Source organism: Thermoproteus thermophilus (assembly GCF_055392855.1).
Genome location: NZ_AP042466.1, coordinates 1209784 through 1228939 on the forward strand (window position 1 = coordinate 1209784; position 19156 = coordinate 1228939).

Annotated in this window: 25 protein-coding genes; 9 read left to right on the top strand and 16 right to left on the bottom strand. The window is 59.4% G+C overall.

Annotated features, from left to right (window positions below):
* Positions 1 to 40 precede the first annotated feature (40 nt).
* Both ACZ5PA_RS07120 and ACZ5PA_RS07125 read right to left on the bottom strand, forming a co-directional pair.
* On the bottom strand, positions 41 to 1213 hold the full coding sequence (locus ACZ5PA_RS07120) for a fucose isomerase (RefSeq protein WP_464929650.1): 1173 nt from the start codon (positions 1211 to 1213) through the stop codon (positions 41 to 43).
* A 32-nt stretch (positions 1214 to 1245) separates the two neighbouring features.
* The gene (locus ACZ5PA_RS07125) at positions 1246 to 1557 is read right to left on the bottom strand and encodes a hypothetical protein (RefSeq protein ID WP_464929651.1); all 312 of its coding nucleotides are present in this window, start codon (positions 1555 to 1557) and stop codon (positions 1246 to 1248) included.
* An 8-nt stretch (positions 1558 to 1565) separates the two neighbouring features.
* Between ACZ5PA_RS07125 and ACZ5PA_RS07130 the strand changes: the two genes are divergently transcribed.
* Positions 1566 to 2411, top strand: a complete 846-nt coding sequence (locus tag ACZ5PA_RS07130; protein ID WP_464929652.1) for a SagB/ThcOx family dehydrogenase — start codon at positions 1566 to 1568, stop codon at positions 2409 to 2411.
* Here ACZ5PA_RS07130 and ACZ5PA_RS07135 read toward each other — a convergent pair.
* Both ACZ5PA_RS07135 and surE read right to left on the bottom strand, forming a co-directional pair.
* The gene (locus ACZ5PA_RS07135; protein ID WP_464929653.1) at positions 2373 to 3593 is read right to left on the bottom strand and encodes an MFS transporter; all 1221 of its coding nucleotides are present in this window, start codon (positions 3591 to 3593) and stop codon (positions 2373 to 2375) included. The genes ACZ5PA_RS07130 and ACZ5PA_RS07135 overlap by 39 nt on opposite strands.
* Positions 3590 to 4342 carry a 5'/3'-nucleotidase SurE gene (gene surE / locus ACZ5PA_RS07140; protein WP_464929654.1) on the bottom strand — a complete coding sequence of 251 codons (753 nt, stop codon included), beginning with the start codon at positions 4340 to 4342 and terminating at the stop codon, positions 3590 to 3592. The genes ACZ5PA_RS07135 and surE overlap by 4 nt, the downstream gene beginning before the upstream one ends.
* 69 nt (positions 4343 to 4411) lie before the next feature.
* Here surE and ACZ5PA_RS07145 point away from each other — a divergent pair, with 69 nt between their 5' ends.
* On the top strand, positions 4412 to 5752 hold the full coding sequence (locus ACZ5PA_RS07145; RefSeq protein WP_464929655.1) for a ribonuclease FAU-1 family protein: 1341 nt from the start codon (positions 4412 to 4414) through the stop codon (positions 5750 to 5752).
* On the opposite strand, the gene ACZ5PA_RS07150 is transcribed toward ACZ5PA_RS07145, so the two are convergent.
* Together ACZ5PA_RS07150 and ACZ5PA_RS07155 are read right to left on the bottom strand one after the other, a co-directional pair.
* Positions 5738 to 6493, bottom strand: a complete 756-nt coding sequence (locus tag ACZ5PA_RS07150; protein ID WP_464929656.1) for an SDR family oxidoreductase — start codon at positions 6491 to 6493, stop codon at positions 5738 to 5740. The two genes, ACZ5PA_RS07145 and ACZ5PA_RS07150, sit on opposite strands and share 15 nt — an antisense overlap.
* A 21-nt stretch (positions 6494 to 6514) precedes the next feature.
* The gene (locus tag ACZ5PA_RS07155; protein ID WP_464929657.1) at positions 6515 to 6868 is read right to left on the bottom strand and encodes a hydroxymethylglutaryl-CoA reductase; all 354 of its coding nucleotides are present in this window, start codon (positions 6866 to 6868) and stop codon (positions 6515 to 6517) included.
* A gap of 44 nt (positions 6869 to 6912) precedes the next feature.
* On the opposite strand from ACZ5PA_RS07155, the gene ACZ5PA_RS07160 reads away from it, so the two are divergent.
* The 4 genes from ACZ5PA_RS07160 to ACZ5PA_RS07175 all read left to right on the top strand — a co-directional run bounded on the left by ACZ5PA_RS07160 (position 6913) and on the right by ACZ5PA_RS07175 (position 9028).
* Positions 6913 to 7197, top strand: coding sequence for a hypothetical protein (locus tag ACZ5PA_RS07160; RefSeq protein WP_464929658.1), 285 nt, complete (start codon positions 6913 to 6915; stop codon positions 7195 to 7197).
* Between the two features lie 114 nt (positions 7198 to 7311).
* Entirely contained in the window at positions 7312 to 8172 is an 861-nt protein-coding gene (cyoE, locus tag ACZ5PA_RS07165) for a heme o synthase (protein WP_464929659.1), read from the top strand.
* Between the two features lie 116 nt (positions 8173 to 8288).
* Positions 8289 to 8531: an Lrp/AsnC family transcriptional regulator gene (locus ACZ5PA_RS07170; RefSeq protein ID WP_464929660.1), complete on the top strand. Its 243-nt coding sequence runs from the start codon at positions 8289 to 8291 to the stop codon at positions 8529 to 8531.
* A 50-nt stretch (positions 8532 to 8581) separates the two neighbouring features.
* The gene (locus ACZ5PA_RS07175) at positions 8582 to 9028 is read left to right on the top strand and encodes a 30S ribosomal protein S6e (RefSeq protein ID WP_464929661.1); all 447 of its coding nucleotides are present in this window, start codon (positions 8582 to 8584) and stop codon (positions 9026 to 9028) included.
* On the opposite strand, the gene ACZ5PA_RS07180 is transcribed toward ACZ5PA_RS07175, so the two are convergent.
* The 4 genes from ACZ5PA_RS07180 to ACZ5PA_RS07195 are packed head-to-tail and all read right to left on the bottom strand — an operon-like array spanning position 8994 to position 12676.
* A complete protein-coding gene (locus ACZ5PA_RS07180) occupies positions 8994 to 9659 on the bottom strand; it encodes a dolichol kinase (protein ID WP_464929662.1) in 666 nt (221 codons plus the stop codon). The two genes, ACZ5PA_RS07175 and ACZ5PA_RS07180, sit on opposite strands and share 35 nt — an antisense overlap.
* A gap of 36 nt (positions 9660 to 9695) precedes the next feature.
* Complete coding sequence (gene infB, locus ACZ5PA_RS07185) at positions 9696 to 11465, bottom strand: translation initiation factor IF-2 (RefSeq protein WP_464929663.1); 1770 nt, start codon at positions 11463 to 11465, stop codon at positions 9696 to 9698.
* Between the two features lie 15 nt (positions 11466 to 11480).
* The gene (gene dph5 / locus ACZ5PA_RS07190) at positions 11481 to 12245 is read right to left on the bottom strand and encodes a diphthine synthase (RefSeq protein ID WP_464929664.1); all 765 of its coding nucleotides are present in this window, start codon (positions 12243 to 12245) and stop codon (positions 11481 to 11483) included.
* The gene (locus ACZ5PA_RS07195; RefSeq protein WP_464929665.1) at positions 12242 to 12676 is read right to left on the bottom strand and encodes a MaoC family dehydratase; all 435 of its coding nucleotides are present in this window, start codon (positions 12674 to 12676) and stop codon (positions 12242 to 12244) included. Before ACZ5PA_RS07195 ends, dph5 begins: the two co-directional genes overlap by 4 nt.
* A gap of 46 nt (positions 12677 to 12722) precedes the next feature.
* On the opposite strand from ACZ5PA_RS07195, the gene ACZ5PA_RS07200 reads away from it, so the two are divergent.
* Positions 12723 to 13121 (top strand): HIT family protein, encoded by a 399-nt coding sequence (locus ACZ5PA_RS07200; protein ID WP_464929666.1) that lies wholly within the window; start codon positions 12723 to 12725, stop codon positions 13119 to 13121.
* A gap of 25 nt (positions 13122 to 13146) precedes the next feature.
* On the opposite strand, the gene ACZ5PA_RS07205 is transcribed toward ACZ5PA_RS07200, so the two are convergent.
* Positions 13147 to 13914, bottom strand: coding sequence for a hypothetical protein (locus ACZ5PA_RS07205; RefSeq protein WP_464929667.1), 768 nt, complete (start codon positions 13912 to 13914; stop codon positions 13147 to 13149).
* A gap of 73 nt (positions 13915 to 13987) precedes the next feature.
* On the opposite strand from ACZ5PA_RS07205, the gene argF reads away from it, so the two are divergent.
* Positions 13988 to 14911: an ornithine carbamoyltransferase gene (gene argF / locus ACZ5PA_RS07210; RefSeq protein WP_464929668.1), complete on the top strand. Its 924-nt coding sequence runs from the start codon at positions 13988 to 13990 to the stop codon at positions 14909 to 14911.
* Between the two features lie 13 nt (positions 14912 to 14924).
* Here the strand turns inward: argF and ACZ5PA_RS07215 are convergent, their stop codons facing one another.
* Genes ACZ5PA_RS07215 through ACZ5PA_RS07225 form a run of 3 tightly spaced genes read right to left on the bottom strand, consistent with a single transcriptional unit; the run spans position 14925 to position 17095 of the window.
* Positions 14925 to 15878: an aldo/keto reductase gene (locus ACZ5PA_RS07215; RefSeq protein WP_464929669.1), complete on the bottom strand. Its 954-nt coding sequence runs from the start codon at positions 15876 to 15878 to the stop codon at positions 14925 to 14927.
* A gap of 18 nt (positions 15879 to 15896) precedes the next feature.
* Entirely contained in the window at positions 15897 to 16592 is a 696-nt protein-coding gene (locus tag ACZ5PA_RS07220) for a DUF72 domain-containing protein (protein ID WP_464929670.1), read from the bottom strand.
* A gap of 38 nt (positions 16593 to 16630) precedes the next feature.
* Positions 16631 to 17095, bottom strand: coding sequence for a protein-tyrosine phosphatase family protein (locus ACZ5PA_RS07225; RefSeq protein ID WP_464929671.1), 465 nt, complete (start codon positions 17093 to 17095; stop codon positions 16631 to 16633).
* A gap of 59 nt (positions 17096 to 17154) precedes the next feature.
* Between ACZ5PA_RS07225 and ACZ5PA_RS07230 the strand changes: the two genes are divergently transcribed.
* The gene (locus tag ACZ5PA_RS07230) at positions 17155 to 17862 is read left to right on the top strand and encodes a diphthine--ammonia ligase (protein ID WP_464929672.1); all 708 of its coding nucleotides are present in this window, start codon (positions 17155 to 17157) and stop codon (positions 17860 to 17862) included.
* A gap of 65 nt (positions 17863 to 17927) precedes the next feature.
* Here ACZ5PA_RS07230 and ACZ5PA_RS07235 read toward each other — a convergent pair whose 3' ends face one another.
* Both ACZ5PA_RS07235 and ACZ5PA_RS07240 read right to left on the bottom strand, forming a co-directional pair.
* A complete protein-coding gene (locus ACZ5PA_RS07235; RefSeq protein ID WP_464929673.1) occupies positions 17928 to 18398 on the bottom strand; it encodes a PaREP1 family protein in 471 nt (156 codons plus the stop codon).
* 112 nt (positions 18399 to 18510) lie between these two features.
* Positions 18511 to 19146, bottom strand: a complete 636-nt coding sequence (locus ACZ5PA_RS07240) for a hypothetical protein (RefSeq protein ID WP_464929674.1) — start codon at positions 19144 to 19146, stop codon at positions 18511 to 18513.
* Between the last annotated feature and the right edge of the window lie 10 nt (positions 19147 to 19156).

A 19156-nucleotide genomic window follows, 5' to 3' on the forward strand; every position in this document is an offset into this window, starting at 1 on the left:
GTTGTGCCTCGCGGCCACGAGATCCCAGCGGAAGGAATCATCACGGTATTACCTTAGCTCCCATATAGGTTAAATATTCTTTCGCCTCGTCGTATACGTCGTCTAGCACAAAGGCCAAGTGGTTGCCCAGCCCCGAGTCGAGCACGTCCTTGGCCGAGCCGACGAGAAGCTTCAGCCCTATTTGGCTATTACAAGCCTCGACCCTCTCCGCCTCGACTGTGATCGCCTTGAGCAAGAGGGCCTTTCTGAGATCCGCTGAGACTCTCAAGAGCGTTGCCGTGAGGCCCGAGGCGAAGACGGCCCTTAAGGCGGCCGGCGCGCCTGTGCCCATGCGCTTCACTATGGAGTATTTATCGGCCATTAAGGGCGGCGCTCCGTCGTGGGTGAGCACCAATAGATCGCCTTCTGCCAAGTTCACGTTGCCCATCCACGCCGGCCCGCCCGAGAGCTTCGAGAGCACGTACATGGAGTACAAGGCCCTCATATCGCCCTCGCACGCAGCCGGCATCCCCATTTGGTTCAACAGAGCGAGCGAGATGCACGGAGTCCAGCCGATCCTCCTTATGGCCTCTTTGTCGAAACACCAACAGCCCAACGTTAGGCCGTCCCATCCCCTTTTCCTCGCCAGCTCCGCCAGCCTTCTGGCGTAGGCCGCCATCGGCGCTATCTGCGCCCCCGAGAACTCGCTGGAGGTCGCGCCCGACACGAGCCTTTCGGCGTCCTCGAGCCCCTCCTTAGGGTCCAAGCCAACGAGGGTCTCCTCGAGCCCTACTTGGTCCACGACTACTAAAGTCATGTTGCTCGACACCAGCCAAGAATTAGGCGTCCCTACGAGCCCAAATCGCGGCGCCCCGCGTTTGATCAACTCGATGAGCCTCAAGGACCTCACAGCCCGTTCGTCCAACGGCCGGCCGGGCCCTGCCAACGTTATCAGTCTGACGTACCTCCCCGAATCCCTCAACGCCGCGAGCGCCTCGAGCGCCGAGGGCAAGGAATTGTACTGAGGCCATGCCAAGAGCACGTTGTATTGCCTAGACGCCGCCAATATTTCGTTCTCCGCCCCGCCCGTGAGCACTACTATAAACGCCGTGTCTGAGTCGGGGGTTATCGAGACGCCCAGCCCTGCGAGTTGTCTACTGTATTTCTCGTAGTACTCCTTTCTAACATCATCGGACACGTCAGCCGAGGACGCCACGGCCAAATGCGCATCCATATACGCGAATACGCATCCTATATTAAAGTTATTTATACTATCGATAAGTGTATTAGATATAGCGTAGCTATAAACCCAATAATCCAGATATATAGATCTAGTTTTTTCCCAATTCTGGCGAGCCATAAGGAGAGGCCGGCGGCTGTGTGCACGAAGCCGACCGCCGCGGCGATGGGCGGTATTAGGTCCAGGTGGAGCTTGGCGCATACGCCATAAGGCAAGACCGAGGCTTGCGGTTTCGACATGCAGTAGCCCGTGAGCGCCGCTAAATATCCCAGCGCCGCTAACAAGACCGCGGTCGTATCTACTAGCGCTAGGTAGATGAGGTTTTTATTCACGCCCATGAGTCCACATGGGGAGACGGGGTATATTATTAGCGCTTCTCCTAAGTCCTCTCTACCGCTTGATCTTATCATTGGCCCTCGCCGGCGGCGTGGTCGGCTTGTTGTTCTCGGCCTCGGGCCGGCCGAGGGGTTGGAGGACCTCCACGAGCGTCTCCGGAGAGGTCTTCTTGCCAATGCCCAAGTTGAGGGGGACCATGTCGGTCGAGGAGGCCTTGTCGAGGAGGAGGTCCGTCAGAGAGTACTTGGACGAGCCCTTGACCTTGGAGGAGCTCGGCCAAATCTTATGGGCCGCCTACGGTATCTCGGAGACGAGGTGGGGCTTCAGGACGGCGCCCAGCGCCGGCGCGATATACCCCCTCAACGTCTACGCGGTCGTGGGCGAGCGCGGCGTCGTCGACGGCGAGCGCGCCGTGGCGCCCGGAGTCTACAAATATCTACCGCATAGGCACTCTCTTCTGTTGATCAAAACCGGCGACGTGAGGAGGCAATTATACGAGGCCGCTCTGAGGCAAGAATGGGTTCTGGACGCGCCGGTTTCTTTGGTCGTATCAGCGAGTTACTGGAAGACCGAAAGGGTGTACGGCGAGAGGGGGAGAGTTAGATACGTCCATATGGACTTAGGACACCTCGGCCAAAACGTCTATCTACAATGCACTGCGCTGGGGCTGGGCACAGTGGCAGTCGGGGCTTTCGACGACGAGGGCGTCAAGGAGGTCGTGGGACTGGGCGAGGACGAGACGCCGTTATACATAATGCCGATAGGGAGGGTCGCGAGGCTTTACGAGATAGGCGAGGACGAGCTGGCGCGCTATATATTAAGTAGGAGGTCTGCGCCTCTCTCCCCACAAGCCTAGGTCTCTGAGGAAATGAGGGGCTAAATAGGCCGAGGAGGCCGCCGTAATGGCGGCCGATACTATGAAGGATAAGTTGGGCGACGCCGAGTAGAGGACGCCCGCCCATATGCCGCCGACGATCGCGCCCAAGTACTCCAGAGACATGGAGGCGCCCATGACTTTGCCTCTGTTTATTTGAGCCACCCGATCCCCGATCACCGCGCGCCTAACTGCCGTGACGACCTCGTAGCCGACCCCGGCCGTGAGCGTGGCGAGCGCTATGGCCACTTTACTTCTCCAGAGCCCCGCTATTAGGTAACCCGTCGTCGCGAGCATGAGCCCCGAGAATATGGCAGTGGCCCTAGGCGCTCTGTCTATCACGGGCGTCATGACGAGGCCGAAGGCCATGGCTATGCCCGTGGCGGCGCTCTGCACGACGCCCCACGTCGAGTTGTCCAAGCCCAACGCCCCGGTGGCGTACAACACGCCGAATCTCTGCAACGGGATAGCCGCCGCGTTCGCGGCTAGGCCCAGGACCAACGTGTACTTGACCAAGGAGTCCTGCCCGCCGAATCCTCTCCAGAACGCCAGGGATTCAGCCATCGCCTTGAGTAACTCTTTGGTGGGCATCTCCTGCACGGGAGCAGTCTCTACGAGGGACCTCATCCTGAACAAGGCCACGGCCGCCGATATGACGCCCGATAGGAGGAACGAGATCCTCATCCCGGCCAGCCCCATGGCGTCTAGCAGATAGCCGCCGACAGGCGGCAGGAACAGCCACGGCACTTGGGGCAACACGGCCGTTAACATCATCCCGCCCCCTCTCCTCTCGGGCGGCAACGAGTCGAGAAGTATAGCGGCCAACGCGGGCTGATAGAAATGCAACGCCGAGTCCACGACGTAGACAACCACGAACGTCTGCCAGTTGGGGGCCGCCGCGTAGAGGAACTGCGTCGCCGTGATTCCCCACGTGCCTATCACTATGGACCTACGTCTGCCTATCACGTCGGTGAGGACGCCCCCGGGCAACACGGCCAGCATGTTAGCCAAAGAGCCGAGCGCGGTGGCCGCGCCTATGTCGATCTCGGAGGCCCCGAGCAGCTCCATGTACTTCGCCAAATAGGGAAACGTCAAGGATGAGGAGATCGCGAAGAGGAACCACGATATGACGATAACGCCTACGTTGCCCCTCAGCCAGCTCATGGCCTAACGCGCAACTCCGCAAGCCGTCTAAGCGCGGCCGACGCGAGATCGCTTATATCGCAAACGCCGTTTCCGCATATGCCGACCGCCGTCGCCGCCTTGCGGACATAGAAGGCGTAGGCGTCTGTGTCCTCAGGGAATTGATCCCTCCTCGGCCCCCATCGCCAATAGAAATCCTCCCCTCTTGGGTCGTTGAACTTGTACAACCTCTCGGCGTATAGGCCCACTGCCAACGCCTTAGGGCAAATCAGCTCTCCGCCCCAGCCGCTGGGCACGTTCACGGAGACCGCGAGGAGGCCGTCGCGCCAGCGCTCCGCGGAGGCCTCGACGAATGAGACCAACAAGGCCACGGCGTTGCGCATATCGGCTCCTTGCTCCATGGAGACCGCTATGGCCTTCTTGCCCAACACGCCCGCTTGAATGGCCGCCGCGACAGTTCCGCTACCGTAGGTGGACTCGAAGCCTATGTTTTCGCCTATGTTGATCCCGCTCACGACCAAATCGGCGTCGGGCGCTATGAGGTTCAAGGCGAGGAACACGGCGTCTGTGGGGAATCCGTTTGTTAAATAGTACTCGCCCATTCGTCGCACCCTCAACGGCTTGTGGTAGGTCCTGGCGAAGCCCGTGGCGCTCCTCTGGCGCTCAGGCACGACCACGACGACTTGGTGTTCCCTCTTCTTGAGAGCCTCCGCGACCCGCTTCAGCGCAGGCGCGTGTGGACCGTCGTCGTTGGTCAAGACGATCTTCACCGGCGGTTTATAGGGCTTGCTTATTATCTTTGCGCCGCTTTGTTTATTAACCTCGCCGCCTCGCCGGATGTGTACAAGGTGAGGATTCGCGGTATATTCTCGACGGCGTTGACCAAGCTGGCCTTAGACTGGGGATTCTCGGTGGTCCAGCCGACTAAGGCCATAATAGATAGGTTTAAGTTGGCGGAGGACCTAAGCCCTCCCGATATAACGATCAAGGACCACGAGAGCAAGACCGGCGTGGTGGTGCTCGGCTCTTGCGAGGCCGCCGAGGCCTTCGTGGAGCGCCTCAAGGAGCTTGGCCCCTTCGTGGCCAAGGCCAAGGACGGCGTCAAGGAGGTCTTCGCCGCCACGCCGTATGCGGAGGGCGATAGGCATTACGTCAAGACCCCCGGCGGGGGGATCGCCGAGATACCGGGCAGATACGTGGTCTACCCCTCCAGGAGGCTCTTCACTGTGTTGAGGCCGCCCATAGGGCCTAAGCCCGGCGTGGCGGTGCCGGAGATCGTGGTGGCCGGGCGCTACCTCGAGGTGGACACCATAGGCGGCGTCAAGTACAGCGAGCATATAGGCCCCAGCGATAGGCTGAGGCTCGGGATATTGGCCGATACTAGGCTCAGATATATATCACAAGGCTTGGGCTTGAGGTTCAAGTCCTCTGCCAGATTTGCCGACGAGCAAGTCCTCGAGGGCGAGGCGAAAGCGCTCTACGACGAGCTACTCAAGATATCCTCGAGCGCGTGGGGCGAGGGGGAGGTGGCCAGGCGCGGCGATTGCCTCTACGTGGTTCTGTTCGACGCCGAGGCCAAGAGGAGGCTCGACGAGGCGAGGGCCTCCGTCGTGCCCACGGCGAGCGGCCACCACGCCTTGAGGGCGCAAGGCCTCGGCAAATGCCTCGACCTCCTCGACTACATAAAAGCCAGCGATTACGAGAAAATCGCCGAGTTCCTCGCCAAAGGCGATGTGGAGATACTCCACGTAAAGCCGTGGGGCGACGTGATCAAGATGAGGGGCGTTTCCCTGGGATTAAAGAACGGAGTCCTCGTGGTCAAGAGGGCGTTGAGGCCGGGGGGCGTCCTCGACGGCATCGGGAAGAGGATAGAAAGTGGTTTCTACGCCCTGAGCTGCATAAGGCCGGGCTCCACCTACGTGGTCCACAGCTACTACGACGCGTCGGGCCGTTGGGTCGGGACTTATATAAACGTCAACAGCCCCGCAGAGGTGGGCAGAAGAGTTCTATACGTAGACCTCTTCGTGGACAAGGCGTTGTCGGAGGAGGGGGAGAGGATCCTCGACGTGGACGAGGCCGCGAAATACGCAGAGCTCCTCCCCGATCGCTACAAGAGGCCAGAAGACCTCCTGCCGCCTGGGCGGCCGCGATGCACCGAGGAGGGCCTAGTCGAGTCGTAGGACCGAGCCGTGTTTTAGGCTCTCCCCAGAGTCGACGACCAGCACTTGGCCCGTTACGCTGGGTATTTTCACCAACGCGACCACCGCCTCAGCCACGTCCTCGGGGCTAACTAGTCTGCCGAGCAACGTGTTCCTCTTGGCGTATTCCTCCTCCGACATGCCCAAAAGGGCCAAGAGACTATCGCCCATCTTAGTCCTCACGACGCCGGGAGCGATGGCGTTTACCCTGATCCGGGGCGCCAGCTCCACGGCGAGTGCCTTAGTTAAGTTTATCACAGCCGCCTTAGCCGCGCTGTATATGGAGAGGCCGTAGAAAGGCATAAGCCCGGCGATAGATGCCACGTTAATTATCACGCCGCCGTCGCGCATGGCGCCAGCGGCTTCTTGCGAGCAGTATATGACAGATTTCAACGTCGTCTCCAACTGTTTATCTATAAGCCTATCGTCGGCGTCGAGGAAACGGGAGTATAGGCCTAGTCCTGCGTTGTTCACCCACACGTCCAAGGCGTCGAATAGCTCCACGGCCTTCTCGACAAGCGTTTTGCACCCCTCTCTGCTCGAGACGTCGGCCATAACGACGGCGCCATCCCCGCCGGCTTCCCTCACGAGCCTCAAGGTCTCCTCCGCCTCGTCTCTGCCCTTTTTGGCGTTTACGACGACCTTGTAGCCCTCCCGGGCTAGCCTAACGGCGATAGCCCTGCCGATGCCCCTCCCTGACCCAGTGACTACAGCTGTCGACATAAGCGGTTAAAAAAACGGGGTTTATCGAGGGACGTCGGTCACGTCGAACGATATCTCGCCCCACTCCCTCGTCCTAGCCGCTATGTCTATCTTGTGCGGACCGCTCGATAGGGAGAGCCCCTTCAAGATTACGGTCACTTCGTCCCTAACGGCGAACTTGTATCCTTGCTGTTCCAGCTGGACGGCCGCGTATCTGCCCGAGGACGTCACCACCTCGATCTTGTCCTTGGGCACGGCCGCTCCGTCCACCGATATCCTCAAGTCTGTGATGGTGGCGGGGGCCAACATGTTCTTGAGCTTGAACTCGACTCCGTCGGGCCCATTCCTAAGGCTCCCCTGGACGTATAGCTGTCTCAAAACCGAGGCCGGTAGCATGAATTGTTCAGCTAATATATTTATATCTATATCCTACGGCTTTTGTGCTGATTTCATACGACAAACTGAGGAGATTCGTAGAATCGGCGACCGGCTATACTATGGTCGAAATAGGCGATAGGGTCGAGCTCGTCTTCAACACGCCCTCGATGGAGGAGGCAGCGGGCGTGGGCGAGGGCGGCGAGGGCAGGCAGATATTGTTGAGGGGGGTGAGGAGGGGCGATCTGGTGGAGTTCACCGAGGCGTATGTGAGGTCGGGCGCGGGCTCAGAGCCCATCGACCTCAAGGACCTCGAGCTCTGGGCCCAGTACATCGAAAGCTTTTATTGATTTAAGTAGGGGCGATGGATATGTTGAGCCCCGATCGGGGCCATATGAGCGGCCGCCACCGAGGCGGCTGCGGCCGCGAAGTAAAACTTAATTTTTCTTATCCGATTTAAGGCGATGTCTTGGAGGCGGCCGGAGCTCGACGTAGTTAGGGATTACTTTATATTGATAAAGCCCAAGGTCATCTGGTTGCTCATATTGGCCTCGGCCGTGGGCTATGCCTACGCGGCCATGCCCCAAATATCGTGGGCGACTCTGGCCGAGTTGGTAATAGTAGGGCTCCTCGCCACAGGCGGATCGGCCGCCTTCAACCAGTACTGGGAGCGCGATATAGACTCGAGGATGGACAGGACGTCCTCTAGGCCGATCCCGCGCGGCAGAATAAGGCCGGGCGCCGCCCTCGCGTATTCGTTGGCTTTGTCGGCAGCGGGGTTCCTCGCATCGTGGCTTTGGCTAGGCCCCGCCGCCACCGCGGCGGTGGTCGCCGGCTGGCTCTTCTACGCTGTTGTGTACACAATTTTCTTGAAGAGGCGCCATTGGTCGAATATATTGTGGGGCGGATTTGCCGGAAATGCCGCATTTCTTTCGGGCTGGCTCGCGGCCAAGCCGCTCACGTTGGAGGCGATTCTGGACTCCATGGCTATCTACATATGGATACCGGCCCATATATGGTCCTTGGCATATGTCTATCGTGATGAATACAGAGAGGCTAATGTGCCCATGCTCACGGCCATACTGCCCGAGGACAAGTCGGTGGCCTTGATCTCGATTTTGGATGTGGGGTCCGCTGTGTATATGTGGGCTTTAGCCTATGCCTACAAGGGCCTCCTCGGCGTTGCTGTCATGGCGCCCGCCGCGGCGGTCTCCATATACTTAGGCCTATTGGCTCTGCGCGAAAGGGACGAGAGGTCGTTCTGGCGCCTTTTCAAGTCAAGTAGCCCGTTGCTCACGTTCTTCTTCATCGCCTTGCTCGTCTAGCGCCGACGCGTCGGCTTGCGAGGGGACGCTGTCGTCTTCCACGTGGCATTACGCCTTGGACGAGGCGCCTGGACCTCCGTTGCGTTATGCTTAAAAACCCGGGCGCAGTGCGATATATGGTCGAGGCATTTGTTTTCATAAATACGGACATAGGCGCCGAGGACGAAGTCCTTGAGGCCTTGGCCAAGATGCCCGAGGTTAAGGAGGCTATGATAGTCTATGGGCCCTACGACGTGGTTGTGAGGATCAGCACCGATACCACCGAGAATCTGCGTAGGATCGTCTCGGATAAAATCAGGAGGATGCCCAAGATCAGGAACACGACTACTTTGATAATAGCCAAGTCCATAATTAAATAGCTCCCAACTCGCCGGCCGTAAACTATTTATATCGTTGACACAGGCGCGTTGTGCCCACGTTCAAGGTCGTGGTGTCCGACCCGTTGAGCGGAAAGGCCGTGCAGTACGAGGTCAAGGACCCGCTGGCCCAGAGGTTCATCGGCTTGAGGATAGGGGATACGATAGACGCGTCGATCCTCCCCGACCTCAAGGCGCCTCAAGGCGCCAAGTTGAGGATCACGGGAGGTAGCGGGATCGAGGGCGCGCCCATGGTCCCAAGCGTGCCGGGGCAGGGGAAGAAATACGCAATGCTGGCAGGCAGACCGGGCTATAGGCCTAAGAGGAGGGGCGAGAGGAGGAAGAAACTAGTGAGGGGCAACGTCATCTCGGACCAGATAGTCCAGATCAACACCGTCTTGGTCTACCCCGAGGGGTATAAAGGGCCGCCTGTCATCGCGCTCGGCGCTAAGGAGCTCGCGAAGCTCACGGGACAGCAAACAGCAGAGCAACAAGCCTAGGCGAGGCCATTATAAGGAAGGAAGTCAAAGGCACAGTCACGTTGTCGTCTATAGGCGGCCACTCGAAGTGCTCCACGACGCTGGCCACAGCACCGGCCAATGCCCCCAGAGGCCCGACGTAGGCGTATCCGATGGGGATAGAGACTAGCGCCATGGCCAAATTGCCCCACCAAGATTTAGTCCTCTTGCCGAACAACGCATTCCTGACGATGCCCGTGGCGGCGTCGCCGAATGCCATGAAGAGCACTGACGCGATCCCGACGTTCAGCATACCTAGGAGCGCCCAAGATACGAATATCACGAAGGCCCAGGACAACGTGAAGTGTATCTCATAGGCGTTGTCGGGCGCTTGGAACCAGTACATTAGATGCCCCGCCCTCCTCGGTATGTACAAGAAGAGGCTCAAGAGGAGTGCCATGGCCACCGGCACGATCCAGGACGAGAAAAACGGCAATAACACGGCGGCGAGGCCCCCGGCGAGGATGTGTATTATCTTGCGGTTGAAATACACGGCGCGCGTCGGCGCCATGCCTCCCGAGACCCAGCGCTCGTAGAGCTTCCTAGTTATGTAGTAGGACAAGAACAAGATCCAGACCAGGAGCGCCGCTCCGTAGATTAAATCCGCGATCATGCCTCTACTGGGTCGAGTTTTTATATCTTGTCTAAACTATTTTCGCCAATTTTTCTTGATTTGGGCGTACTCCTCCAGCGCCTCCCTCTCGTCGCCTCTGAGGTAAGTCTTGTATTGGAGCAGCCACTGCTTGAAGTGGTCCTCGGGGATGTGGACGTACAAGACGTCCCCCTCTTTTATCTGCCGCCCGACCATGACGTCGCCTTGTATCGATATAGCCACCTCGTCGCCTACCTTGGCCTCTTGTTTCGGCGATCCGTGTTCTTGGATTTGCATAATCCTCCCCACCTCCCTTCCATCTTGCCTAACTAAGACGTAGCCGGGCTTTATGGTGCCCTTGACCACCCTCACGCCGACTATGACGGGGTCCCTTCTCCTGAAGACGTAGCCGGGGAGCAATTGTATGATCCCGGGCCTCACGAGCTGCGACAACGCGGCCTCGAGGGCTTTCGCCTTGAGCTCGCTCGACCACTTCACGTACTCGTCCACTACTTTGTACAATATCTCGCCCTTAATGATCTTAACGTTGTTGGACTGGGCCTCCCTCTCCACGTCGGGGGGCACCTTGACGTTGAAGGCTAAGATAACGCCGTAGGCCGGGTCCTTCCTCTTGGAGAGGAGCGCCTCGACCACGTCCTTATGGCTCGGTGGGCCGACGTCGGCTCTCCTTACCGGTATGTTCATCTGCTTGAGGAACAAGACCATGCTCTCCAGAGTGCCGAAGGTATCGGCCTTGGCCACCACGCCCTCTTTGTCCGATTCTATCCTCACCGTCGCTATTTCCTCGCCGACCGATCTAAGCGCCTCATCCAACGACCCGGACGCGACTAACAGAGGCGCGCCCGGGACCGCCTCCTCTAGGCCGTCCCCGACTATCCTCACGCCTGCGGCCGCTTTCACTTCGTCCACGGCCTTGTAGCGGTCTTCGGGGTCCCTCATCTCGTCGAGAGGTTTCGGCACCACTAGCATCTTCACCTTGGCCGATATGGGCCCTCTGAGGCCTGCGGTGACTATCAAGTCGCCCCTCCTCAAAACGCCGTCGTAGATTATGGCGTCGATCACCGTGCCGAGCCCCCTCTCCTCCTTGACCTCCATGACTACGCCCCTCGCGGGCCCGTCGTGGACCGTCAGCTTCTCCTTCGAGACGAAGCGTTGCGAGACCCCCGCCAGGACTAGGAGGAGGTCTGCTACGCCCTCGCCCGTGACGGCGCTGGTGGGGACTATGGGCACTTGAGTCGCGAAGTCCCTGACCCTATCGTACCGATCCGCCTCGAAGCCAAGCCTCGACAACTGGTCTATCAATTTACCTATTTGCTCCTCCAGGTTAGCCACGGCATGCCATTCCTGCTTCTCTACCGCGAATAAGAACGGCCGGTTCTCCTCGGACTGCCATCCGTATATTCTGTCCAGCTTGTTGGCCGCTATGACGAAGGGGACCCCCCTAGCCTTTATCAAGTTGAGCGACTCAACGCCTTGCTCCTCGAGCCCCGACGTGATGTCAACGACCAATATAGCCACGTCCGCTATGGATCCGCCCCTCTTTCTGAGGTTCGAAAAGGCGGCGTGGCCCGGGGTGTCTATGAAGAGAAAACCCGGGATCCAGATCTTGCCCCTCAGCCTCATCTTGTCCACGAGAGGGCCGGCGAATTTCTCCACGGCTGCCCAGGGCACGAAGGACATGCCTATGTGTTGCGTGATCATCCCCGGCTCTCTATAGGCGACCGCTGTTCCTCTAATTTTGTCCAAGAGGAGGGTCTTGCCGACGTCCACGTGGCCCACGACGACGGCTATGGGCGATCTGATCATGACAAGCCGCCGCCCTCAAGTTAAAAGTTTACCTACATCGGGCAGAGTAGATAGGCACTCTCGCTCAACAGGGTTCAGCTCGCCCGGCACTATCAACACGGCGGGCGCCGGTAGCCTCGACCGGGCGACCTCCTCCAACGCGCCGACGGCTACTCCGCCGCCCGGCCATCCCAGCCTATAGGCCACCACGACCCGTCTCTCCCCGACGAATACCCCCTTGCCGAACCTCCTCTCCAGCTCCATGAGCACCGTCGCAGCGTCCGAGGGCTGCATAAAGCCCCCGTCGTCTTTCACGTCTAACAAGAGGAGCGTGTGGAGTCCTCTGGCCAAGTTCTGCTCGGCTAGCTCGTAGGGCCTCGCCGAGTAGACGCCCATTCTCGGATACGTCACGGTCGCCACGCCGCCGAGCTTATAGATAGAGAGGCATGCGGCGGACATGGCGGCGCATATGGCCGAGACCCCCGGCACCACGATGACCTCGTATCCCTTCCTCCTGAAAGAGGCCACTAAAGCTGCGTGGGCCGTGGCCGCTAGGGGGTCGCCGGGCACCAACAACGCCGCGTCCTTCCCGGCCCTCAAACACTCCTCTATGGCCGCGCCTCCCCTGTCCTCGAGCTCCCGCCTGTCAAGCGGCTTTGCCTCTACGCCTAATGCCGCCGGGTCGAAATAGCTAGTATAAACGTCGATGAAGACGCACTGCGAGCTCTTGACGGCCTCTTTCGCCGCCTCGGTGAGAAAGCTCGGCGATAGGCCGAGGCCCACTAAATAGAGCCTCGTCACGGCCTCTTGGCCACGAGGATCTTGGTCTCGGCAACCGCCACCACGTCGCCTTTTTGGTTCTTGACCTCGTGCCTCAAGTGGACTACGCCCCCCGCGTATTTTTCCGAGGGCTTCTTGTCGAGGACCTCCGTGAGGACCCTTATGGTATCCCCTACCCTCACCGGCCGTAGAAAACGCGCGAACGCCTCGAGCAACGCGATGGCGCTGCCGTACACGTTCGGCGCAAAGAGGCCTACGGCCAACGACAGCGTCAAGAGTCCGTGGGCGATCCTGCCGCCGAATATGGTGCGCCTTGCGTGCTCTTCGTCGAGGTGGAGCGGGTTGAAATCGCCCGTGAGCCCCGCGAAGAAGACGACGTGGGCCTCGGTTATAGTCACGCCTGGCGACTCCAGCTTGGCCCCGGGCTGGAAGTCCTCGAAATAGAGCACCATGTTGGAGCGTGAGATAAAGCTTATGAAGAGTGTTTTTCCGGCGGATATGGACTGCGTATTCTGTAAAATAGCAAGGGGCGAGGCGCCTGCCTGGAGGGTCTACGAAGACGACGACGTCATCGTAATACTGGACAAATACCCGGCCTCTTACGGCCACCTCCTCGTGGTGCCCAAGGCCCATTACGAGAGCGTCGTGGAGACGCCGGACGACTTAGTGGCTAAGACGTTCCTCGTCGCCGCGCGCTTCGCGCGCGTGTGGAAGAGGCTGGGCGCCAAGGGCGTCAACATCGTGACCAACGCCGGTAGGGAGGCCGGACAGATGATATTCCATTACCACGTCCACGTCATACCGCGGTGGGGCGGCGCCTTGGCTTGGCACGGGCGCGATGAGATAAGGGAAGAGGTGGCTAAAGAAGTCCTCGAGAAGCTCAAATCGGCGATGTAAAGCGCCTAGGCAGGCCGCCAGCGCGCTACTCCAAGCCGCTCCCGGCTAAGATCTCGTCCAACACCTCGGCAACCATTCTCTGCACCTTCTTGGAGGCGCCTGTGTTTCTGAACGTCTCGGCTATTTCGTTTAAAACAGACACTTGGGCGGGCAACCTCTCGGCGAATTGGGGCGCCATCCGCAAGACGTAGACGCCGTCCCATTGCAATAACAACGACGCCTGCACGACGTCTGAGTAGTTTATCACGCCCTCCACGTCGAAGGGGGGCAACCTCGGCCCTCGACGGCCCTTCTTGTTTGAGAGGAACATAGAGGCGATATAGCCTTGTAGCATAGCCAAGGTCTTGATTATCTCCTTGTTGGACCTGGCGGCCACCACGTCGTAGGCGATCCTCGCGGCGCGGGGGTGTATCGACTCGGCGATCGCCTCCACGTCGTTGGGCCTCGCCAAAGGGGGGTTGCCGTAGAGCCACGCGATCTCCACGCCGTAGCCGACGGCCTCCTCATACGCCTTGGCGAGGGCCTCGACCGAGGGGGGCGGCGGCAAGTAGATCTTGTCTACGTTCAACAGATCCGCTACGAGCACGGGCTTGTATATATCATCAGACAACGGCAAGATGAGCGCGGACGGCGGAGCCTCCAGCTCTAGGTCTAGCTCCACTGCGTGTACGTAAGGCGATATGTCCATTTCGAGCCCCCTCAAGTCCAAGACATACGGAAGGCCCAACCTCAAGGCCACGTCGAGTACAAACCGCGCCATCCGCCCCCTTTTGGCGTAGACGGCGATCTCCACGTCGTTGTAATATCTGTATAAATTTATCCACGCGCGGGCCGGAATATATAATAATTAGGGCTATATATTGCGCATGCTAAAGGGAAGGGACGTCCTCACGTTGATGGAGTTCAAGCCCGACGAGGTCAAGGCGTTGCTCGAGATATCGAAGGAGTTCAAGGCCAGGTATTACGCAGGGGAGGTCTACACGCCGATACACTTGGGCAAGACGGTAATGCTCGTATTCGAGAAGCCCTCTACAAGGACCAGGGTGTCCACGTCGGTCGCCGCCTACCAGCTCGGCATGAACGTAATAGTGGCGAGCCCTCAAGAGCTCCAGCTTGGCAGAGGCGAGACCATCGCGGACACGGCGAGGACCCTCTCGCGCTACGTCCACGTCATAGCGGCCAGGGTGTATAGACACGAGGCGTTGGAGGAGCTGGCCCAACACGCCGACGTGCCCGTGTTGAACCTCCTCTCGGACAAGTTCCACCCGCTCCAGTCGCTAGCGGACGCGTTGACCATATGGGAGAAAAGGGGCAAGCTCGAGGGGGCCAAGGTAGCGTTTGTGGGCGACGTGGGCAACAACGTGGCCGCGAGCCTCGTAGTTATCGGCTCAAAGCTGGGCTGGGAGGTCAGGCTCATAGGGCCTAGGCAACTCTGGCGTAACGACTTGTCGAAACTAGCCGAGGACGCGGGCAAGACCGGCGCGCGGGTCTACCAGTCAGACTCGCTGGAGGAGTTAAAAGGCGTAGACGTAGTATACACGGACGTCTGGGTCTCCATGGGCTTCGAGAAAGAGGCCGAGGAGCGGGAAAAACTGTTGAGGCCTTACCAAGTCAACTCTGCCGTCATGGAGCTCGCAGGGCCTCAAGCGTTTTTCATGCACTGCCTCCCGGCGCATAGGGGCATGGAGGTAACCGACGAGGTGATAGACGGCCCTAGATCCGTGGTGTGGGATCAAGCCGAGAACAGGCTACACACGGCCAAGGCCGTCTTGGCAGCCGTGACGCCTTGAGGCCGAGCGAGGCCTAATACGTCACGTAGCTTATCTTCTCGGACACCTCCTTGCTTATCTTGTCGAGGCTCGCCCAGTCCTCCGCCGATAAGGACCACCCCACAGCTCCTGCGTTCTCCGCCACTTGCTCGGGCGTCTTGGCGCCCGGTATCGGGTAAATCAATGGGTCTTTGATTAACCAATTGAGGGCGATCTGGGCGGGCGTTTTGCCGTACTTGGCCGCCAACCTCTTCACCTCCGCTATGAGCGGCTCGGCGAGTCTTAAGTTCTCGGGCTGGAACAACGGGTCGTTCCTCCTGACGTCGTTGAAGGCAGGTAAATTGTCCGCGGTGTACTTGCCCGTGACGGCGCCCTTGGCGAGCGGGGACCAAGCTATCAGCACAATGCCGTTCTTTCTGAGATATGGCAAGAGCTCCTTGTCCGCTTCCCTCTCCAAGAGGTTGTAGCGGTTTTGGCTCGTCACTATATCGGTCCTAGAGAGACATTGCCTCCCGGCCTCCAACAACTGCGGCGGGTAGTTGCTGACGCCTATATACCTCACGAGCCCCCTGTCGACGAGCTCCTCGAGCGCCTTCATGGTCTCGCAGATGGGCACATTATGCCAACAAGCAGGCCAGTGGAGCTGGAGGAGGTCTATCGCGTCTACGCCCAGCCTCCTCCTCTGGTTCTCGACCGATTTGAACACGTCGCCTCTTCTGTGCCAATCGCCCGGTATCTTCGTGGCTATGTGCACTTGATCCCTAAGCCCCAGCTCCTTGACGGCTCTGCCCAGGAACTCCTCCGACCTCCCCCTTCCGTATACCGCCGCCGTGTCGAAGAAGTTTATGCCGAGCTCGTAGGCCTTGGCCACAATGGACTTAGCCCTATCGTAATCCATGGGACCCCAGGCGTATTCGTCGAACTGCCAGACGCCTAGCCCGATCCTAGATACCCTCATGTCGGTTTTACCTAGCTTTATGTAATCCATGTCGCTGAGTGTAATTCCTTATTTAAGCTTTTTCAACAAGTCAAACATCAGTCTTGCGTTGTCCAACATCCAGTGGTCGTTGTTGAAGAATACGTAGACCTTCTCGGGCTTAAACGCGACGACGCGCTCGGCCAGCTCCTCGAGCTCCTCGCGGCTGTAGTCGTGGGCGTACCAAGCAGTTCTTCCGTGTAGTCTGAGGTAGACGATGTCGTTTATCTTCGCGATCCACGTAGTCCCGGGCTCGTCGACGGAGACGGCCGTTATGCCGAGGTCCTCGCACAACTCGACGGTCCTCTCGTCGAACCAGCTCTCGTGTCTGAACTCCACGGCTAGCCTTCGGCCCAGCCCGGCCATCTCCGCGAACCTCCTCAACCTATTCACGTTGGCGGGCTTTTTGTCGAAGCTGGGCGGCAACTGCGCCAAGTAGAAGTCCACATAAGGGTCCAATGGGGCTAACACGTCGCGAAACTTGACCCAGACGTCGGCTGCATCCTCCTTAAGCCTCTTGACGTGTGTTATATATCTGTGTATCTTGACGGCCCAACGCAACGACGACCCCTCGCGCGCCCAGGCCTCCACTAGCCGTCTGCCGGGGAGGCGGTAGAACGACGCATTGAGCTCCACCGCGTTTAGGCCAGAGCTCCTCACGTACCAGCGGAGGCCGTCGGGGTTCCAGCTATACGCCCAGCCGCTGGTCCCCACGTAGATCTCCACAAGGATTATCCCGTCGGCTAAAAATATTGGAAACGCGCTCAGCGCCTTAGCTGGGCCTCCAGCTCTAGCAACGCGTAGTACTGCTCCTCGCTGATCGAAATAGAGGGGACCACCTCGGACACCCTCCTCAAGGCCTCGTGGGCGTCTAGGCCCTTGTATATCAAATATGCGGCGAGAGTTGTGGGGGTTCTGCCTATTCCGCCGACGCAGTGGACCAAGACGCCTCCGATCCTCACCAACGACGCGATTATCTCCACCAAGGCTTGTAGATTGCTGGGAGGCCTCCCGTCTGGCGTGGGCCAATGCAACAACTTAATGCCCCTCAGCCCTAGCTCGGTCCTGTACTCGTCGGGGCCTTCCCACCCGCCGTACTCCCTCAACTCCCAATCCTCTGCGAGGGCCACGACGTGTCTTATGCCCAGCTCGACGAATTCGTCCAAGTCGGGCCTCCTCGGCATACAACTACCGGCTAGGTTCTTCTCGAGGAAGTAGGGGCACTCCACGTAGCGGTCGGCAGACCTCGTTAAATAGCTTCCCACAATTTTTATACGTCAATTATCATGTGGACCTCCTGGCGCTCTACACGGGAGGCAAGGACAGCCACTTCGCCGTGATGGAGGCGCTCAGAGAGGGCCATAACGTCAAGTGCTTGATCACGGTAGTTCCCGCGCGGAGCGACTCCTATATGTTCCACGCCGTGAACGCCCGGTGGGCCTTGCTCCACGGCGAGGCCATGGGGGTGCCCCACTACCTCGTGGAGGTGTCCGGCGTCAAGGAGAGGGAGGTGGAGGAGCTCGGCGAGGCCTTGGCCGAATACAAGAAGAAGTGCGGAGCCGAGGGGGTCGTCACCGGCGCCGTGGCCTCGCGGTATCAGAAAGAGCGGGTGGATAAATTGGCCCAGAGGCTGGGCCTAGTCCACGTGGCCCCCTTGTGGGGGAGGGATCAAGCGGAGCTACTCTTGGCGGAGGCCTCGGCCGAGGAGTTCATCATGGTCGCCGTCATGGCCATGGGCCTCGATAGTAGATGGCTCGGCGTCAAGGTAGGCCTTCGCGAGGCCGAGGCGCTCTTGGAGCTGAGCAGGAAATACGGCTTCTCGCCCGTGGGCGAAGGCGGCGAGTTCGAGACCTACGTCACGACGAGCCCTCTTTTTCGGGGCAGAAGAGTCGAAATAGTGGAGGCGGAAGCCCATTGGAGCCCCGCCGGTTGGGGCTACTACTTGATCAAGTCGGCGCGTCTGTCCGATCGCGACGGCCATTCGCCGAGGCCTTGAGGAACAACGCAAGCCCTGGACGTTCTGGCGCCTTCTCGAGGAGGTCGGAGCTCACGCCGGATCGACTACGTCTTGACGGCCCCCCTAATAAAGGCGATAATATCCTTTATATCCCTCTCAGCCATCTCCTCGTTGGCGTATCTCGACACTTCTACGTCCTTGTGGCCGTTGTACTGAAATTCGTGTAGGTCCAGGGCTAGCTCCACCATCAGCCTAAGCTCTCTGTCGCCGACTATCGCGGCTACCTCCCGCATTCTCGACATCGGCATTACTGCAATTATCCAATCCCCTCTCTCCACGACCCTAGTGGGGCTCAGCCTGCGCTTGCCTGGAAAAGCTGCTAACACTTTATCTCTCTGAGCCGCGGCGACGGCCGCCAAATACGCCTTTACTGCTTGGAACGCCTTACCGGCGGCGTTTCTGAGCAACCCGTTCTTCAAGAACTCCTCGGCGAGCTCGGCCTCGTACAACGCCTCCTTCAGCCGATCGCGCTTGTACTTCTCCAAGTCCACCCAAGGCTTAGAGAGGACTAACACGATAAGAGGAATAGCCTATATTAAAATCGATGTCGCCTGTCGCAGCGAGTTTAGCCGAATAAGGCCGCGTTCTGCCACGAGGCGGCGCTCGGCTCATCGCTTGCGGCGAGGGCTATCCCTTCGCGCCGAGTCCGGCAAGCCTCAGCACTTTGTCCACGAGCTCGGATAAGGCCCTCGCGAAAGCCTCGAGCGGAGGGGCCAACTTGGGCTCCGCCTGCGCCAACACCAAGGCGCCCGGCAGAGTTCTGAGGCCGCCCTTGTAGACCGCCACGCCGCCCCACTCGACGACAACGCTGCCTATGGCCATCGTCTTGCCCTTGTTGTCGGCCGACACCACGGCGTTCTCGAAGGGGTAAACGATGTACGTGGCCGTTAAGCTCGAGCCCATATAGGGCACGTAGACCTTGGCCACGACTCTTCTGACGACGAAGGGACCCACCGAGTCCACCACTTTGGCCCACTTGGCGCCCAAGGACTCGACGGCCCTCACGTGGGCCTCGAGCCATTTGCCTATATTCGACCTATCCGGCGGCTCGTAGCCGGCCCCGAGCGCCTCGGCCACCCTCCTCAAGAACTCGTCGTAGGCCTCCGCGTACGGCAAGACGTAGGGGCTCGCCTCGTCTAGAGAGATGGGCATCTCGTCGTAGCCGCCAGGCCCTCGGCCTACGGCGAGAGCCCCTTGAGGCCTTACTATCAACGTCGCGTCCTCCAACTCCCGGAACTTCCCCACCGGAATGGCGAAATCCACGACTACGTCT

What these genes read in the sequence shown, in the direction of transcription:
- ACZ5PA_RS07130 (WP_464929652.1), top strand. Translation starts at nt 1,566, where the DNA reads ATGGGGAGACGGGGTATATTATTAGCGCTTCTCCTAAGTCCTCTCTAC.
- argF (WP_464929668.1), top strand. Translation starts at nt 13,988, where the DNA reads ATGCTAAAGGGAAGGGACGTCCTCACGTTGATGGAGTTCAAGCCCGAC.
- ACZ5PA_RS07125 (WP_464929651.1), bottom strand. Translation starts at nt 1,557, where the DNA reads ATGGGCGTGAATAAAAACCTCATCTACCTAGCGCTAGTAGATACGACC.
- ACZ5PA_RS07120 (WP_464929650.1), bottom strand. Translation starts at nt 1,213, where the DNA reads ATGGATGCGCATTTGGCCGTGGCGTCCTCGGCTGACGTGTCCGATGAT.
- ACZ5PA_RS07215 (WP_464929669.1), bottom strand. Translation starts at nt 15,878, where the DNA reads ATGGATTACATAAAGCTAGGTAAAACCGACATGAGGGTATCTAGGATC.
- ACZ5PA_RS07200 (WP_464929666.1), top strand. Translation starts at nt 12,723, where the DNA reads ATGGACTGCGTATTCTGTAAAATAGCAAGGGGCGAGGCGCCTGCCTGG.
- ACZ5PA_RS07155 (WP_464929657.1), bottom strand. Translation starts at nt 6,868, where the DNA reads ATGCTACCGGCCTCGGTTTTGAGACAGCTATACGTCCAGGGGAGCCTT.
- ACZ5PA_RS07170 (WP_464929660.1), top strand. Translation starts at nt 8,289, where the DNA reads ATGGTCGAGGCATTTGTTTTCATAAATACGGACATAGGCGCCGAGGAC.
- infB (WP_464929663.1), bottom strand. Translation starts at nt 11,465, where the DNA reads ATGATCAGATCGCCCATAGCCGTCGTCGTGGGCCACGTGGACGTCGGC.
- ACZ5PA_RS07135 (WP_464929653.1), bottom strand. Translation starts at nt 3,593, where the DNA reads ATGAGCTGGCTGAGGGGCAACGTAGGCGTTATCGTCATATCGTGGTTC.
- ACZ5PA_RS07195 (WP_464929665.1), bottom strand. Translation starts at nt 12,676, where the DNA reads ATGGTGCTCTATTTCGAGGACTTCCAGCCCGGGGCCAAGCTGGAGTCG.
- ACZ5PA_RS07180 (WP_464929662.1), bottom strand. Translation starts at nt 9,659, where the DNA reads ATGATCGCGGATTTAATCTACGGAGCGGCGCTCCTGGTCTGGATCTTG.
- ACZ5PA_RS07150 (WP_464929656.1), bottom strand. Translation starts at nt 6,493, where the DNA reads ATGTCGACAGCTGTAGTCACTGGGTCAGGGAGGGGCATCGGCAGGGCT.
- cyoE (WP_464929659.1), top strand. Translation starts at nt 7,312, where the DNA reads ATGTCTTGGAGGCGGCCGGAGCTCGACGTAGTTAGGGATTACTTTATA.